Consider the following 16139-nt stretch of genomic DNA (forward strand, 5'->3'; position numbering starts at 1 on the left):
CATCATCAGACAGGATCAACTCGGCCTTCGGCCGCCCAGTACGCGCCACAGACCAAGCCTATACATCTGAACAGAATTCCTGACTCAGAAGACTAGCGGGCAGGGCGTGGACGGAGTGAGTCGAACCGGCAGGTTCCCCGCGGCCGGCCATTGAGGGGAGACGATGACGGCCTGCACGAGTGCGACTACCTCCGGCAGCTTGTCCAGCGATGAGGTACGGGTCGCTCAGGCAGTTTCGCGGTGTTCGGGTTGCCTCGTGGGTTCGCCGGCGGCGTCGCACAGAGCGGCGAGGCCGATGGCGAGGGCGTTCTGGGCTTCGGGGCTCATACGATCCATGGCCTGGCGCAGGACCTGTTCCCGGCGGTGCCGGATGCCGTGGAGGTAGGCGTTTCCCGCTTCCGTGAGTTCCAGTTGCGTGGCGCGCCGGTCCTCGGTGTGGGGGGTGCGGCGGAGGAATCCGGCGGCTTGGAGGCGGTCGCACAGGCGGGTGACGGACGGTGCGGCAGAGGAAAGGCGGCGGCCGAGCGCGGTCAGGTTGATGCCGGGTTCGCGTTCGATGAGGTACATCACACGGGTTTGGGCGGCGGAGAGCGGAGCGGTACTGAGCGTGTCGCGGTGGCGCTCCCACGCTGCTTCCAGCAGCTCCAGCATGTCGCCGATTCCGGGCGCGGTTCGGGAGGCGTGCTGGTCGTGGGCCTCGCGCATGTGACACTCCCGAGTGGGCGCTTCGTACCCGTTCTGGCTGGTCGATGTGAGCAGTCGCATAGATGAAGATATGTGAAGGAAAGGAAGACCGGTACCGGTGGACAGACCCAGTGCGGTTGAGCGTGCTCTGCGCGAGGCCGCGCCCCACGAGATCTTCGACGTGCTCCGTTCCCTGATCGAGGATCGTTTCGGCGCCCGTACAGTGGAACTGTTGATGGCCGACTACGCCATGACCCGGCTGCAACCGGTCGGCGTGCTGCCGCACACGCTGCGGCCGCTGTCGGTGCACGAGAGCGCGCCGGGCCGCGCGTTCGGGGCCCAGGAGCCGCACTGCGTGCACGACGCCTCGGCTTCCACGGTAACGGTGCACCTGCCGGTCAGTGTCCGGGGGGACCGGCTCGGTGTGCTGAGCGTCACCCTGCCGGCCACCGGGGACACGGCGGAGGCGAACACGGTGAGGGAACTCCAGTTGTACGCGGACGCGCTGGCGCACGAAGTGGTCGTGGCGGAACGCGACACCGACGTGTTCCTCCAGGCCCGTCGGGCCGAGCGCCTGACGCTGGCCGCCGAGATGCAGTGGCAGCTGCTGCCCGGCCGCTCCTGCGCCCGCCCCGAGTACAGCCTCGGAGCGCAGCTGGAACCCGCGTACGCCATCTTCGGTGACAGTTTCGACTGGTCTGCCTCCGCCGACGATCTGTATCTGACCGTGAGCAACGGCATGGGCGAAGGGATCGACGCCGCGCTGCTGACCAACCTCGCCGTCAACGCCCTGCGCAACGCCCGCCGCGCCGGACTGGACCTGAGCGATCAGGCGTATCTCGCGGACCAGGCCGTCCACGGGCAGTACAGGGGCGCCAAGTACCTGGCGACGCTGCTGCTCCGGTTTCACCTGCCCACCGGTGAGGTGGAGATCATCGACGCGGGCTCGCCGCGGGTGTGGCGGCTTCGGGCGGGGGCGGTCGAGACGGTCGAGCTGGAGGCGCAGGATCCGCTGGGGATGTTCGAGGACACGGCCTACGTCCCCCAGCACCTTGCCGTCGAGCCCGGTGACCGCCTGTTCTTCATCAGCGACGGCGTCTACGACGCTCTGTCACCCGCCGGGGAAAAGTACAGCCTGCGCGCCCTGGCCAGGTCCATCACCAGCACACGGCTGCTCCCCGCCTCCCAGGTGCCCCGCGCGATGCTGCAGGAACTGCTCGGACACCGCGGCTCCGGCCCGGCTGCCGACGACTCGTTGGTGATGTGCCTGGATTGGCACGGACGCCCCACGGCGGAAGAGGAAGGCCTTCCTCCCGGCGGTTTTGTGTGATCACGGCGTGAAGGTTCCGGTTGCGTGGCGTGTACCCCGCGTGCAGCACACCGGCACGGGAACGCGGCACGTGGGGCAGGTTGCCATCGAGGACGCTTCTGGAGGATGCTTGCCGCACGGCAAATACTTTCGTCGAGCAGGGGAAGGTGGTGCGGTTCGCCCAGGGCGGGCCCTCTTACATGGCCTCAACCAGGGAAAATACCGCTACCCACACGAGTTGGTGGGGCCTCGCCCCCTACCCCGCCATCGTGGCGGACGCGGCTGGGACCGTTCTTGCTCTGAACAGCGCGGCCGCTCTCCTCCTGAACGGTGCGACGCCCGGGGCGAGTATGCAGGACGTGGCTCCGGGCTGGCTGGCCGACGCCCACCGGTGCGTGACGGCCTCACGCACCGGGACCGCCGTAAGGGCCGAGACGGACTCCGCCCGGCCCGCTCCGGTGTCGGGGCGGATCGGCGCCCAGACCTTCGAGGCACATGCCACGCCCACGCCGGAAGGGAGCGTGGTGTGGTGGCTGGTCGACGATACCGACCGTCGGCTCGCGGAAGAAGCACTCGTCACGGAGCGTGAACGCACTCGTTTCCTCTCGGAGGCGTCCAATGTCCTGCTGGCCTCGTTGAACGCCGACAAGTGCATGTCCGCGACCGCGCAGCTTGCCGCCGAGTACCTCGCGGACGTCGCCATCGTCGTCGCCCCCGCCAAGGGCGGCAAACTACCCGTCTCCCGAGCCCTCACCGGGCAGGAGGCCGACCGCGCTCTGCTCGTCGCCGACCCGTCCGATCTCCCCGGACTCGCGGAAGCGCTCCAGGGGTTCCCGCCCGTGCCGTCGCGCTGGATCGACCCCGCCACCCTGCCCGGATGGGCCCTCCCGGACGGCTTCACCGAGAAGATCGAGTCGGTCGTCGTGACCCCCCTGCCCGGACACGGGGTGCCGGCGGGAGCCCTGATCCTCCTCCGCCGCAGCGGTCGCGCGCAGTTCAACCGGGACGAAGAGGTCTTCGCCCGCCTGTTCGCGGCCCGGGCCGGTGCCGCGCTGTCCGCCGCACGCCTCTACAGCGAACAGAGCGCCATCACCCAGACCTTGATGCGTGACCTGCTGCCGCCGACCCTGCAACGCCTGGACGGGGTGGAGATCGCCGGCGGCTACCGCCCCGCAGGCGCCGCCGAACAGGTCGGGGGCGACTTCTACGACGTCCACCCCGGCAGCACCGCGGCGGACGCGTCGCTGGTGGTCCTCGGGGACGTGTGCGGCAAGGGACTGGAAGCCGCCGTCCTCACCGGCAAGATCCGCAACACCCTGCAAGCGCTGCTGCCCATGGCCGACGACCACGAACGAATGCTGCGACTCCTCAACGGCGCACTGCTGAACTCCCATCACACCCGCTTCGCCACACTCGTACTGGCCTCGGTGCACCGCGCGGAGAACCAGGTGAGACTGCGCCTCACCTCGGCCGGCCACCCCCACCCCCTCGTGGTCCGCGCCGACGGAAGCATCGAAGAGGTCCCCACCCGCGGTTCACTGATCGGGGTCCTCCCCACGATCGAGGCACTCACCGTGGAGGCCGTGCTGGAGCCGGGCGACACCTGCCTGCTCTACACCGACGGATTCACCGAAGCCCGCGGCGGTCCGCTGGGTGACGAACTGTTCGGAGACGAACGCCTGCGACGGGCCCTGTCCGAGTGTGCCGACATGCCGGCCGAAGCCGTCATCGAGCAGATCCAGATGCTCGCCTCCCAATGGCTGCGCAACGGCCGCCACGACGACATGGCGCTCATCGCCATCAGCGCACCCCGCACGCAGCATCTCAGCGCCGTGAACGGCCACACCCGAGGCAGGTACACCGCATGACCCCCACGACCGCCGTCGCCCAGGGCCTGCGGGACCAGTTGTGGGCGGCCATCACGACCCGCGACGAGTACCGCGCCGCCGACATCGTCTTCACGGCTCTCGACAACGGGCTGGACGCGGAGACCGCCCTGCTGGATCTCATCGCCCCGGTGCAGGCGAAGGTGGGCGCCGAATGGGCCGCCAACCGGCTCAGCGTCGCGCAGGAGCACGCTGCCAGCGCCATCACCGAACGGGTCATCGCCGCCCTCGCCCACCACCCCGCCCACCGCACCCCACCCGGCCTCGGGCACATCACCGTGTCCTGCGTGGAACAGGAATGGCACTCCCTGCCCGCCCGCCTCCTGGCCGAAGTCCTCACCCTGCGCGGTTGGCGGGTCGACTTCCTCGGTGCCCAGGTCCCCACCCCGCACCTCATCGCCCACCTCCACACCAGCGGCGCCGACGCGGTGGCCCTTTCCTCCTCCCTCCCCACCCGGCTGCCCGCCGCCCACGCGGCGATCACCGCCTGCCAGGCAATCGGTGTCCCCGTTCTCGCCGGCGGCGCGGCCTTCGGACACGACGGCCGATACGCCCGCCTCCTCGGCGCCGACGCCTGGGCCCCCGACGCACGCGCCGCGGCACGGCTGCTCGCCGACGGCATCCCCGCCCCCGCGGTGGGTCGCGGGCACCAGCAGATCGACGACCTGCCCCACCTGATCGACCAGGAGTACACGCTCGTCGGCCGCACCCAGCCGCAGCTCGTCAAGACGGTTCTCGCCCAGCTCGTGGACCGCTTCCCCGCCATGGCCGCCTACACCGTCCACCAGCGTGAGCGCACCGCCGAAGACCTCGCCCACATCGTCGAATTCCTCACCGTCGCCCTCTACACCGACGACGACGACCTGTTCACCACCTTCATCACGTGGACCGCGGGCATCCTCACCGCACGCCACGTCCCCGCCCACTCCCTGCACCCCGCCCTGGACATCCTGGCCACCGAACTCAAGGACTTCCCCCGGACCGCACGGCTGCTCGACCAGGCGCGCCTCGCTCTGGACCGTGCACCCGCCACCACAGCGCCGCACTCCGGAGCGACCACATGACGCCTCTGTCCCCCTCGTTCACCCTGACGGCCGAAACCGGCCACGGCAGCGCATGCCTCCACCTCGCCGGCGACCTGGACTACAACACCGGCGACACCCTGGTCGAGCGCGCCGGCCGGTTCCTCACCGAGCAGCCCGGGCTGCACGACCTGCGCCTCGACTGCGCGGAACTGACCTTCTGCGACTCCATCGGCGTCTCCTCCCTCCTGATGATCCACCGCCAGACCACCGCGCACTCCGTACGCCTCCACCTGGACAACCAGCCCCCGTTCCTCCGGCGCCTCCTCGACATCACCGGAATCCAAAAGCTCTTCGCCCAGCCACGCATCGCCCAACAAGCCGAATGAGCCCCGGCGTGTGTCTGAACCGACGGTGCAGAGCGTGCTCAGGGCGATCGGCTACGTCGGATGGGACGAAAACAACCTAGATCACCGGTAGTAGCGCTAGCTTGATCTTTAAGCAGTGGGTCCGAACGGCTTGTCGTACTTGGTCACTCGGATTGGTAACTGCCGTACACGCGGGCGGCCTTCGGCTGAGCATGTGATCCGACCAAGGAACACACAACGCTCAGCACGAAGGCCGTGAGGATGAGTCTGTCGCACGACACAGTCCTGGGGGACCCGTTTGCGGAACTGTCACGCTTCCGGGGTGCGTTCTACTCCTGCCTGACCAGGCGTGCGGACGCTCTGTTCGAACTCGCGGACGCGGTGTTGTGCGCCGACGGTCCGGTCCGGTCGCTGGTGGAACTCTCGCTGGTCGGCGAACACCGGCGCGGGCACGGCGGACTGTACGACGCCCTGTCCGCGGGCCGGGTCGAGGTGGGCCGGCTACGGCGAGCGCTCGCGGCGGTGGAACTCCCGCGGGCGCCGGACGGCCGCTTGGTCCTGGCCGCCGACCTGACCTGCTGGCTGCGGCCCAGCGCCCCCACCTCGCCGCAGCGCATCCTGTGCCACACCTACGGCCGGGGCAAGGACCAGCACATCCCGGTACCCGGCTGGCCCTACTCGGTGATCTGCGCACTCGAAACCGGCCGCACTTCCTGGACCGCACCGCTGGACGCAACTCGTCTGACGCCGGGCGACGACGCCGCCACCGTGACCGCCAGGCAGATGCGCGACCTCGTCGAACGACTCATGGACGCCGGACAGTGGAACGACGGCGACCCGGACATCCTGATCGTGGTGGACGCCGGATACGACGTCCCCCGCCTCGCCTTCCTGCTCAAGGATCTGCCGGTGCAGGTGCTGGGCCGGATGCGCTCGGACCGTGTCCTGCGCCGCACTGTCCCACCCCGCGATCCCGGCCTGCGGGGTAGGCCGCCCCGCCACGGCGGCGAGTTCGTCTTCGGCGACCTGGCCACCTGGGGCTCACCCCACGCAGCGTCAGTGACCGAGACCCGCCTCTACGGCACCGCGACCGCCCAAGCCTGGGACCGCTTGCACCCGAGACTGACCCACCGCTCGGCCTGGACCGCACAACTGGGCGCCCTCCCGGTGATCGAGGGCACCGTGATCCTGCTGCGGGTCGACCACCTGCCCAGCGGCGCGACACCCAAGCCCGTCTGGCTGTGGTGGTCGGGCACCGACGCCACCCTCGCTCAAGTCGATCTGCTCTGGCAGGCTTTCCTCCGGCGTTTCGACATCGAGCACACCTTCCGCCTGTTCAAGCAGACCCTGGGCTGGACCTGCCCGAAGATCCGTACTCCGGAAGCCGCGGACCGGTGGACCTGGCTGATCCTCACGGTCTTCACCCAGCTCCGGCTCGCCCGGCCCCTGGCCGCCGACCTGCGTCGGCCATGGGAGAAACCCAGCCCGCCCGAACGGCTCACTCCCGCCCGGGTCCGACGCGCTTTTCGGCACCTCCGCCCCAAAGCGGCCTGCCCGGCCGGAGCACCGAAACCCTCACACCCCGGCCCGGGACGACCACCCGGCATCAGGAACAAGCAGCCAACCACCCGCTACGACGTGCACACCGCGGGCAAACCAGACCCCACGAAACGACGAACCAAGAAAGCACCAAGCCCACGACCACGCCGCACTGGTTAAAGAACAAGCTAGCCCTTGAGCTTCGCCATGCGCGCTCCTTCGATCGTGCCAGCAGGCCGGCAGCCTGCTGGTCTGTTGCTCCCGGAAGGCTGCCAGATCAGAGGCCTCTTCACTCTCACTCCAGGCCGAGCCGTGGGGGCGGCGGCCTTCCGCGCCACACGATCGAGTGATCACCAGCCCGCTGGCCTACCTTCAGACCAGCGGGCGGGTAGCGAGCTCGGGCAGGCGGTACGGCCCGTCCCGAGCCGGGTCGGCTCGGGACGGGCCCGGGTGTTCAACCGCTCCAGGCCGCAGTGACCCTCCAGACGGACGGCGGGAGGGCCGTGAGCGCCCTCGTGGGCCGCTTGAGCAGCACCGGTCGCATCGGTCACCGGGGTGGGCCATGTCAGGAACCGGCCGGGCCTGTCGGACGGTCCGGTCAGGCGGCGGTCGGCTGGGGCCGGCGCAGTTCTGCCCGGCCGAAGAGGAGGGCGTAGCCGTCGGGGAGCCGGTGGAGGATCCGGGTGATGAGGTCGGGGCCGACGAGGGGGGTGATGACGGCGAGTACGGTGCCGGTGTCCCAGCGGGCGGTGGCCGGGGTGGCGCCGGTGCGGGTGGCCAGGTCCTTGACGAAGCCCCAGCCGGTGAGGGGATCGGTGTCGGGGATCTGGGCGGTCAGGGTGAGCGCGGCCTCGACGGGCAGGCACCGGGCGAGGTCGACGCGTTCGTCTCCGGTGAGCTGCCGGCCGAGGGCGGCCAGGACGTTGTCGACGGATTCCGCGGCGCGTTCGCGGGTGGGGTAAGCGCCTTCGTAGCGCACGCGTTCCAGCATCTGGTCGAACGTCATGGCCGTCTGGGGCCGGTTCGCTCGGGGCTGGTCGTACATGGCTGCGGTTGCCTTTCTGCGAAGGATGCCGCCGCGCGCGGGCGGCGGGCCGGTGGTGGTCAGGTGGGCTGGGGGTGTCCGAACAGGAGGTCGTAGCCGGGCGGGAGCTGGAGAAGGACCTCGCGGGTGAGGACGTCGCCCGCGGCGGCGGCCGCGGTGGACAGGACCGCGCCGATGTCCCACAGGGCGGTCTTCTCCGTGGCACCCTCGATCCAGGCTGCGGTCGCGCGGACGAACCGCTCGGGCGAGAGCGGCTCCGCCGCCTGCAGCGGGTTGAGGAGGATCAGGGCGTAGGTCTCGGGGAGCCGGGCGGCGAGCTGGGCGCGCACGGTGCCGACCAGGTGCGCGCCCAGCAGGGCAAGGACGACGCGTGCGACGCGATCGGCCTCTTCGGGGGTCTCGTACTCGCCGTGTTGCTGGACGTGGGCCAGAAAGGATTCCCTGCGCATCGACATCACGTCACCTCCGGGAACGGGGTGAAGGGGTCAACGGGGGTGCGGAGGGCGGGGCACCGGGGGGAATGGGATCTTCCCGCCCTCCGCTGCCGGGTTCTGCTGGAGGACTCAGCCGGAGATCTGCTTGCGGCCGGACTCCCCGCCGATGGTGACCTTGCGGGGCTTGGCTCGCTCGGCAATCGGGATCCGCAGGGTCAGGACACCCGCGTCGTAGTCGGCCTCGATCCGCTCGGTGTCCAGGGTGTCGGCCAGGACGATCTGGCGCGAGAACACGCCCAGCGGCCGCTCGGACAGCTCCACCTTCACCGAGTCGGCCTGCGCGACCGGGCGGCGCTCCGCCTTCACGGTCAGCATGTTCCGCTCGACGTCGATGTCGATCGCGTCGGTCGTGACCCCGGGAAGGTCGAAGGCGATGACGTACACGTCGCCCTCGCGGTAGGCGTCCATCGGCATGACCGATGGCTTCGACCACGTGCCCGACGTACCCGACAGCTGCTGGACGATCCGGTCCATCTCGCGGAACGGGTCGGTGCGCATCAACATCGCGAAACACCTCCAGTTGGTTCAGGCAGAAACTGCCAATGCGCTTCAACGTGCCACTGTTGTAACATGTCATCGAAACGATGACAAGCAGGAAGTCATCAGGAGGATGACAGGACGGAAGAGAGTCCCGTGAACCAAGCCACCCCACCCACCACGCCCGTTTCCCTCACCGCCGCCGCGGCGGCGCTGGAAGCCATCAACCAGTCCATGAAGGTCGCTCAACAGCCCCCCGCCCTCACGCCGACGAACGCGGCCCCGCCGTCCGACGCCGGCCCGCACCCTGCCCTGGCCGCACTGCTGATGCTGCGCGAGGTCCGCGAACAGCTCGCCGGCTGGGAAAGCGGGCTGATCGAGACCGCCCGCGGGCACGGCGCGAGCTGGGCCGACCTCGCCGGGCCCCTCGGCGTCGCCAGCCGCCAGGCCGCCGAACGCCGCTACCTGCGCCTGCGCCCCGGCACCCCTGGAAGCACCGGCGAGGAGCGGGTCCAGGCCACCCGCGACACCCGCGCCGCCGACCGCTCCGTCACCGCCTGGGCCCGTGACAACGCCGCCGGCCTCCGGCGCCTCGCCGCACAGATCACCGCCCTCACCGACCTGCCCACCGACGCCCAAGACGCGGTCGGCGAGCTGAACCTGGCCCTCGCCGACAACGACCCCGCCCGGCTCCTGGGCCCCCTGACCGCCACCCAGCCACATCTGCGGCCCGCAGCCGCAGACCTCGCCGACCGTATCGAGGACCTCACCCGGCACACCGAACAGCTCCGCCGCGACATCCACGACCAGCGCGGCACCTAGCTTGACTCTGTCGGGGATCTTGGAGAACTCCAGTGCGGAAGCATGGTCGACGGGCATGCTCGGGTAGTTCTGCCGACCGATGCAGCTGTCGAGGTGCCCGTTGTCCCTGCGCCCCCGTTCTGGTGAGCACGTTCCGCCTCTGTCCGCGCGGGTCGCGCGGGCGAGCAACCCAGGTGGCACGACGGCGATATGGGTGCGGGACCGGCTGGATGGGCAGTGGCGCGATGAGGACTTCGCGGACTGGTACCCCAGGGACGGACGTCCGGGGCTCTCGCCCGCTCAGCTGGCCGCTGTCTGTGTGCTGCGGTTCTTGCTCGGTCTGTCGGACAGGCAGGCCGCCGAGGCGGTCCGCTGCCGCATCGACTTCACATATGCGATGGCCATGGAGCTGGACGATCCGGGATTCCACCACAGCGTGCTGGCCGACTTCCGCGATCGTCTCGCTGAAGACTGCCGTGCCGACCGCCTTCTCGACCTTGCACTGGCCGGTCTCAAGGAGGCCGGACTGGTGCGCGAGCGCACCACGCAGGACGAGGCCTGGGGGCTCCGCTACGGTCGGCCCGTCCGCCTGGGGAAGAACCCCACCAAGCCCATGACCAGGATCCTTGCCACCGGAAACGACGCCGTCCGGGTCCTGGAACACCTCTACCGGCACAGAGCGGACCGCATGTCCGGTCCTCGTGTTCAGGCTCTGCGGCAGATCGTGTTGCAGAACTATCACCGTGACGCTGCTGGGCACCTTCGCTGGCGGACCGCCGAGAAGGAAGGCGGGGCGGGCCTGCCGCCGTCGTCGTGGGCGATCGTCTCGCCCTACGACACTTCGGCCCGCTACGCACGACACGGGCACATCATCAGCTGGAAGGGGTTCGCCGCTCATCTGACCGAGACCTGTGCTGCCAACGGCCCCAACGTGATCACGGATGTCGCCACCACCGCGGTCACCACCCACGACAGCCAGGTCCTGCCCGGCATCCACACCCGCCTGGCGCGTCGCGGGCTGCTGCCCGCCGAGCACTTGGTCGACGACGGCTACACGTCCCTGCCTCATGTGGAACAAGCTGCTCGTGAACACCAGGTCACCGTCTCCGGGCCGCTGAAGAGCAATCCCACGCACCAGCACTGCCGAGGCGAGGGTTTCGCCCGGGACGACTTCCATATCGACTTCGACCGTCAGCAGGTCACCTGTCCCCAAGGGCAGGTCAGCGCGGGCTGGCACGGCCCCTACCCGACCTCCTCACCCACCGCGGCCCCGCTGATCGTGGCACGGTTCACCAGAAACCAGTGCCGTCCCTGCCCGGCACGGACGCAATGCACCAGCACCGCCGACAGCGCCCGCACCGTTGGCTTTCCCCGCGCAAGCTCCGTGACCTGCAGCTCCGCATCCGCGCCGAGCAGCAGACGCCCGAGTGGAAGGCCCGCTACGCGGTTCGCTCCGGAGTGGAGGGCACGGTCAACCAGTTCGCCCACGGATACGGCATGCGGCGCTGCCGCTACCGAGGACAGGCAAAGGTCCACGTTCAGCACGTGTTGACGGCCATCGCCGTCAACATCGAGCGCCTCAGCGGGCTGTCACCGGCTGAGGAAGCCCCCACACCCCGCCGGCCGACTGCCTTCCAGAACTACCTCGACCAGCGCGACATCCCTCGCCCAAAGTTCTGGCGAACCCTGGGCAGTTGAATCCGTCGACACCAAGATCCCCAACAGAGTCAAGCTAGATGGCGGGCGCGCGCAGAAGGCGCTCACGGGTCGCCTCAGGCCGTTCCCGCCGCAGAACCGGTGCGGTCGAGCTGAGGGAAGCCGCGAAGGCGGCGACGAGATCGTGCGGGACGCTGGCGGCGAACGATGCCGCCCACAGCCAGCGCGCGCCGAGCACGGGTTCGGACCACGCTTGCCATCCGGCCGCCCCCGTGTCGTCGGCTTCGGCGACCAAGACGCGCGGGTCGGCGTCCTGGACGAGGTGCGAGACCTCGCCGAGGCTGATGTGCGAGGTGAACGTCGGGTCCGTCGCTGCCGCCTGGCGCTGGTCGATGTCGCGGAACCATCCGTGGGCGGAGACCGCGTCGAGAACGAGTTCGGCCGCGGCGAGCGGAGCGGCGGGCTGGTCGCTCGCGTCGAGCGCGACGAGAAAGTCGGCGACCGCCTCACCGGGGACGTCGCGGGTGAAATAGGCCGACCACTGGGCGAGTGGACTGACCGCCTCGGCCCGGGCGGAGACCTGCCAGGCGACCGGAAGCTCGCCAAGAGTGAAGGGCTCATCCGCCAGGGACCACTGAGCCCAGCGCAGGGTGTCGGGGCTGATGTGCAGGACGGTGCTCCGTAGAACTTGGCGGTCCTCCGGTGCCTCGTCCGGCTCGTGGCGTCCGCGGACGATCGTCAGACTCGTCCAGCCCAGGCCGGCGAGCGTGTCGGCGACCACGTCGTAGAGGCACCCGTCGTCACCTGCAAGGTGCCGGGGACCGACCCAGAACGCGGGCTGGCCACCGCTCGGAGTGGACGGGTTGAGCGGGACATCGGGGTACAGCGCGCCTCCAAGGGCTCGGTGGATCTAGTTGCCGGCGGCGCGGCGGCGGGTACGGCGTGGGGGTGCTTGGACGGGACCTTGCCACGTCAGAGCAACGGCGACCTCCGGCGGCAGGTGACCGAGCTGCGCGTCCTCGTCCCGCCCTTCGGCGAGGTAGACGACGGTCCGGCCGGTCTCGTCGACCGACTGCAGGACCAGCGCCAGACGGTGGGCCATCGGAAAGAACGGGTTGACGGCCTGGCGGACAGGAGCGTTCGGGTCGCAGGCGGACAACAGGTCGATGAGACCGCCGACGGTCAACTCCGGGGACCTCACGAACAAACCTCCTGGTGGTGGGGAATCGAGTTTCTGGGGATGGAGAACGAGTCACGGAGCGGACCGCCGCTCGGACGGCCGGCTCGCAGAACGGAGGCACAGCCTCTCGGTGTCCGCGTCGTCATAGACGGTGAGAGGTCTCCAGCACGCGGGCTACGGCGGCGGCGACGATGTCGGCCGGCGTGTCGGTGTCGAACGACACGTGGTAGCCGGGCACCGTGGCGGTCCCGGTGACGGCGATCTTCCATCCCTCGCCGTCCGTGCCGGGGCGGCCGAAGGGGAACCATCCGAGGTAGAACCGGCCGTCCTTGGACGAGACGTGCACATCAGCCCGGTCATCGACGACCAGGTGGAAGTCCTCGGCGGAGAACAGGTCCGTGACCAGGGTCGGCTGGCCGGGACCGAGCTGCCACTCCCGCAGCCGGAGCGCTTCGACGGTGGTGCGGAAACCAGGGCCCGACGGAGCTACGGTCACAGGCAATCACCTCTCTGACCTGGGGTTTCTTGCAAGGTCGTCTACGTTGACATGCCCTCGCGCACGTTGGCCAGTCTTTCCGCGATCTTTCCTGTCTGCCCCCGGCGAACTGTGTCCTTTGACATCCAATCGAGGCGATCGACAACGAACCCAGTCGTCCAGGGCGAGCGGAGTGAGTGCCATCGCGGACGGGTCAAGCCGCGGATGCGGGCCCGGGCGGGAGATGGACGGTCATGATCAGATTGCAGGTCTCGTCTCCCGCCCCGCGATAGGTGTGGGCGACGTCGCCTTCGAACGTGGCGGTCTGCCCGGCTACGACCGGGTGCTCCGTTCCGTCGACGACCAGGACCATGCGCCCTGCGATGACGCTGACAGTCTCGACGACGCCGGCCTGGTGGGGGTGGCTGGGATACTCCTCGCCCGGTTCCAGGCGCCAGCGCCACACCTCGACTGGAGCGGGCCCCGAGGTCGTCAGCATGAGCCGAGCCTCGCTGCCCTGTTCGCCCGCCCACAGCGGCATCACGGTGCTGACTGAGACCACACGGACGCGCCCTTCGGTCGGACCTTCCATCAGTGCGGACACCGAGACACCCAGCGTGTCGGCCAGCCGGACCAGGGTCGCGAAGTTCGGATTGCCCTGCGCCTTCTCCAGTCCGACCAGGGCTCCCTTGCTGACCTTCGCCCGGCGACCGAGCTCGTCCAGCGACAGGCCCGCGCGACTACGAGCCGAACGGACGTTGTGCGCGAGCGTGCGCAGGGCCGCATCTGTCTCGGTCACCTGGTCACCATCCCCATCGATTGGTCAATGGAATGAACCACCCGGTCGTTCGGTTGACAAAGAATGGTCGTTCCGATGTACGGTTTAGTCGTTCTGTTGCAATCGTAAGGGATCGTCTCGTGATAGCTCTACTGCTGGCCCTGGGCAGCTCACTGGCCTACGGGTGCGCTGACTTCCTCGGCGGCCTGGGCGCCCGACAGGCCCACGTGCTGCGCACTGTGATGATCGCCGCGCCGGCCAGCCTCGCAGTCGAGCTGCTGCTGTGGCCCGTGCTCGGCGCCTCGTTCAGCCCCGCCGCGCTCAGCTGGGGCGCCGCCTCCGGCGTGGCCTCAGCCGCCGCGTTCGCCCTGCTCTACCGCACCCTGGCAATCGGCCCGATGAACGTGCTCTCGCCCGTCACCGCCCTCGTGTCGGCCATGCTGCCGGTCGGCGTGGGCCTGCTCCAGGACGAGCACTTGGGTACCGCCGGCCTGATCGGGCTGCCGCTCGCTCTGGCTGCGGTGGTGATGGTCAGCGCAGGCCACGGCACCGTATCGGCCCGCCCGTCGCGTACCGCGCTGCTGCTGGCCCTCGGGGCCGGCGCCGCCATCGCCCTCCAGCTGATCTTCCTGCACCAGGCCCCGTCCGACAGCGGCGTGGCACCCCTGATCATCGGACGGGCGGTCTCCTCCGCCGTCACCCTCGCCGCGGCCGGCCTGACGTACCGCAAACTCGGGACGGAGAAGCCCGCATACGCGATCTCGGCCGCCGCCGGCGTGCTGGACTCGGTGGCGAACCTGCTCTTCCTGCTCGCCGCCCGCAGCGGGGACCTCGCCGTCGTCGCCGTGATCACCGCTCTCTACCCGGCCGGCACCGTCCTGCTCGCCCGCAGCGTCCTCGCCGAGCGCATCCACCGCGGACAGATCGTCGGCCTGGGCGCCGCCGCCGTCGCCGTCAGCCTCCTCGCCCTCACCTGAGACCTCCGGCACCACCGCCCCGCAAGGAGACCAGCATGTTCACCCAGCCCTGGGACTCCAGCCTGGACGAAGCCGAATGGCAGACCTGGATCGCCGAAGGCCACGACTTCGGCCTCCTCAGCGTCAACGGCCTGCCCGGACAGGCACCCGTCGCCGTCCCCACCCACTTCACCAGCGACCCCGGCCACCTCTTGGTCCACCTCGCCCGGCCCAACCCGGTCTGGACGGCGATCGACAACGACCCGAACGTCCTGTTCACCGTCTTCGGCGACTACGCCTTCATCCCCGGCCCCTGGCGAGCCCAGCCGGACACCCCACCCGCCGACGGCGTCCCCACCAGCTACTACACGGCCGTCCAGTTCACCTGCCGCGCCACGATCGTCGACGATCCCGAAGACAAGGCCGAGCTGCTGCGCCGCCAGATGGCCCACTTCCAGCCCGACGGCGACCACGCCCCCATCTCCGTCGGCCAGGCCCCGTACGGCCGGATGCTGCCCGGCATCCGCGGCCTGCGCCTGGAGGTCACCGACGTACGAGCCAAGTTCAAGTACGACGACCACAAGCCCGTCGAGCACCGCACCGCCGTCGCCGGCCGCCTCACCGAACGCGGCCAGGGCCTCGACGCTCCCACCGCCCACCAACAGCGCCGCCGCCTGGACCGCATCGGCCCCTGGAAGCCCTGACCACCCGCCCCATGCGCACGAAGGAACGGAAACCCCACCCCATGACCGTCTTCCGTATCGCCCCCGCCGTCGCAGACGCCTTCCCCGACACCCTCATCGCCGTGGTCACCGCCACCGGCCTGCGAGGCCACGAGCCCTGGCCCGACACCGCCGCTGCCCTGGAGTTGCTGGAGCAGCAACTCACCGACGGGGCCTGGCAGCCCGCCGACGAGACCGACCCGCGCATCGAGGCATGGCACACCGCCTACCGCTCCTTCGGTACCAACCCCCGCCGCATCCGCCCCAGCGTCGATGCTCTCGGCCGCCGCCTCGCCAAGAAGGGGACACTGCCGCGGATCAACCCGGCCGTCGACTCCTACAACGCCGTCTCCGTAAGCCACGGCCTGCCCGCCGGCGCCTTCGACCTCGACCACGTCACCGGCGATGTCACCATCCGCTACGCGGACGGCACCGAGACCTTCACCCCGCTCGGCGAACCCGACACCATCGAAAACCCCAAGCCCGGCGAGATCGTCTACGACGACACCACCAGCGTCCTGACCCGCCACTGGAACCACCGCGACGCCCACCGCACCCGCGTCACCGAGGACTCCGCCCGTGTCGCCTTTGTCCTCGAAACCCTCCAGGCCACCCGCGACAGCCACCTGCTCAAGTTCGCCGCCGAGGAGCTGCACGGCCTGCTGATGCTCCACGCCGAGCAAACGAGCGTGCGTTACCTCAGCCCGGAAAACCCGGAAGTCACAGTGTGAGCAGGCCGTCCACACA

At 69.8% G+C, this 16139-nt stretch carries 18 protein-coding genes and 1 pseudogene; 11 read left to right on the forward strand and 8 right to left on the reverse strand.

Going from position 1 to position 16139, the window contains the following annotated elements:
* Nucleotides 1-225: 225 nt before the first annotated feature.
* Nucleotides 226-705 (reverse strand): MarR family transcriptional regulator, encoded by a 480-nt coding sequence (locus ACWCWD_RS25000; RefSeq protein WP_450775801.1) that lies wholly within the window; start codon nt 703-705, stop codon nt 226-228.
* A gap of 97 nt (nt 706-802) precedes the next feature.
* Between ACWCWD_RS25000 and ACWCWD_RS25005 the strand changes: the two genes are divergently transcribed.
* The 5 genes from ACWCWD_RS25005 (at nt 803) to ACWCWD_RS25025 (ending at nt 6988) form a co-directional block, all read left to right on the forward strand.
* Nucleotides 803-2014, forward strand: a complete 1212-nt coding sequence (locus ACWCWD_RS25005) for a PP2C family protein-serine/threonine phosphatase (RefSeq protein ID WP_450775803.1) — start codon at nt 803-805, stop codon at nt 2012-2014.
* 179 nt (nt 2015-2193) lie between these two features.
* Nucleotides 2194-3861, forward strand: coding sequence for a PP2C family protein-serine/threonine phosphatase (locus tag ACWCWD_RS25010; protein ID WP_450775805.1), 1668 nt, complete (start codon nt 2194-2196; stop codon nt 3859-3861).
* On the forward strand, nt 3858-4943 hold the full coding sequence (locus tag ACWCWD_RS25015) for a cobalamin B12-binding domain-containing protein (protein ID WP_450775807.1): 1086 nt from the start codon (nt 3858-3860) through the stop codon (nt 4941-4943). The genes ACWCWD_RS25010 and ACWCWD_RS25015 overlap by 4 nt, the downstream gene beginning before the upstream one ends.
* A complete protein-coding gene (locus ACWCWD_RS25020; protein ID WP_450775809.1) occupies nt 4940-5290 on the forward strand; it encodes an STAS domain-containing protein in 351 nt (116 codons plus the stop codon). The genes ACWCWD_RS25015 and ACWCWD_RS25020 overlap by 4 nt, the downstream gene beginning before the upstream one ends.
* Nucleotides 5291-5530: 240 nt before the next feature.
* Entirely contained in the window at nt 5531-6988 is a 1458-nt protein-coding gene (locus ACWCWD_RS25025) for an NF041680 family putative transposase (protein ID WP_450775811.1), read from the forward strand.
* A 418-nt stretch (nt 6989-7406) separates the two neighbouring features.
* Here ACWCWD_RS25025 and ACWCWD_RS25030 read toward each other — a convergent pair whose 3' ends face one another.
* The 3 genes from ACWCWD_RS25030 to ACWCWD_RS25040 form a co-directional block, all read right to left on the reverse strand.
* A complete protein-coding gene (locus tag ACWCWD_RS25030) occupies nt 7407-7853 on the reverse strand; it encodes a DUF2267 domain-containing protein (protein ID WP_450775813.1) in 447 nt (148 codons plus the stop codon).
* Between the two features lie 59 nt (nt 7854-7912).
* Complete coding sequence (locus tag ACWCWD_RS25035) at nt 7913-8308, reverse strand: DUF2267 domain-containing protein (protein ID WP_450775815.1); 396 nt, start codon at nt 8306-8308, stop codon at nt 7913-7915.
* 108 nt (nt 8309-8416) lie between these two features.
* The gene (locus ACWCWD_RS25040) at nt 8417-8851 is read right to left on the reverse strand and encodes an Hsp20/alpha crystallin family protein (RefSeq protein ID WP_266713162.1); all 435 of its coding nucleotides are present in this window, start codon (nt 8849-8851) and stop codon (nt 8417-8419) included.
* Between the two features lie 129 nt (nt 8852-8980).
* Between ACWCWD_RS25040 and ACWCWD_RS25045 the strand changes: the two genes are divergently transcribed.
* The 3 genes and pseudogenes from ACWCWD_RS25045 to ACWCWD_RS25055 all read left to right on the forward strand — a co-directional run bounded on the left by ACWCWD_RS25045 (nt 8981) and on the right by ACWCWD_RS25055 (nt 11323).
* The gene (locus ACWCWD_RS25045) at nt 8981-9646 is read left to right on the forward strand and encodes an HSP18 transcriptional regulator (protein WP_450775818.1); all 666 of its coding nucleotides are present in this window, start codon (nt 8981-8983) and stop codon (nt 9644-9646) included.
* A gap of 79 nt (nt 9647-9725) precedes the next feature.
* Nucleotides 9726-10061 (forward strand): annotated as a pseudogene (locus tag ACWCWD_RS25050) (transposase); the annotation flags it as partial.
* A gap of 893 nt (nt 10062-10954) precedes the next feature.
* The gene (locus tag ACWCWD_RS25055; RefSeq protein ID WP_450775820.1) at nt 10955-11323 is read left to right on the forward strand and encodes a transposase; all 369 of its coding nucleotides are present in this window, start codon (nt 10955-10957) and stop codon (nt 11321-11323) included.
* 34 nt (nt 11324-11357) lie between these two features.
* Here ACWCWD_RS25055 and ACWCWD_RS25060 read toward each other — a convergent pair whose 3' ends face one another.
* From ACWCWD_RS25060 to ACWCWD_RS25075, 4 genes are all read right to left on the reverse strand, one after another.
* A complete protein-coding gene (locus ACWCWD_RS25060) occupies nt 11358-12167 on the reverse strand; it encodes a DUF317 domain-containing protein (RefSeq protein ID WP_450776097.1) in 810 nt (269 codons plus the stop codon).
* Between the two features lie 24 nt (nt 12168-12191).
* The gene (locus ACWCWD_RS25065) at nt 12192-12482 is read right to left on the reverse strand and encodes a hypothetical protein (protein ID WP_450775822.1); all 291 of its coding nucleotides are present in this window, start codon (nt 12480-12482) and stop codon (nt 12192-12194) included.
* Nucleotides 12483-12603: 121 nt separating this feature from the next.
* Nucleotides 12604-12957 (reverse strand): DUF317 domain-containing protein, encoded by a 354-nt coding sequence (locus ACWCWD_RS25070; protein WP_450775824.1) that lies wholly within the window; start codon nt 12955-12957, stop codon nt 12604-12606.
* A gap of 193 nt (nt 12958-13150) precedes the next feature.
* On the reverse strand, nt 13151-13735 hold the full coding sequence (locus ACWCWD_RS25075; protein ID WP_450775826.1) for a helix-turn-helix domain-containing protein: 585 nt from the start codon (nt 13733-13735) through the stop codon (nt 13151-13153).
* A 119-nt stretch (nt 13736-13854) separates the two neighbouring features.
* Here ACWCWD_RS25075 and ACWCWD_RS25080 point away from each other — a divergent pair, with 119 nt between their 5' ends.
* Genes ACWCWD_RS25080 through ACWCWD_RS25090 form a run of 3 tightly spaced genes read left to right on the forward strand, consistent with a single transcriptional unit; the run spans nt 13855 to nt 16123 of the window.
* Complete coding sequence (locus ACWCWD_RS25080) at nt 13855-14691, forward strand: EamA family transporter (protein ID WP_450775828.1); 837 nt, start codon at nt 13855-13857, stop codon at nt 14689-14691.
* A gap of 35 nt (nt 14692-14726) precedes the next feature.
* Nucleotides 14727-15374, forward strand: a complete 648-nt coding sequence (locus ACWCWD_RS25085) for an FMN-binding negative transcriptional regulator (RefSeq protein WP_450775830.1) — start codon at nt 14727-14729, stop codon at nt 15372-15374.
* A gap of 41 nt (nt 15375-15415) precedes the next feature.
* On the forward strand, nt 15416-16123 hold the full coding sequence (locus ACWCWD_RS25090) for a B3/B4 domain-containing protein (RefSeq protein WP_450775832.1): 708 nt from the start codon (nt 15416-15418) through the stop codon (nt 16121-16123).
* Nucleotides 16124-16139: the final 16 nt, after the last annotated feature.

It is taken from the genome of Streptomyces sp. NPDC001493 (genome assembly GCF_053597235.1).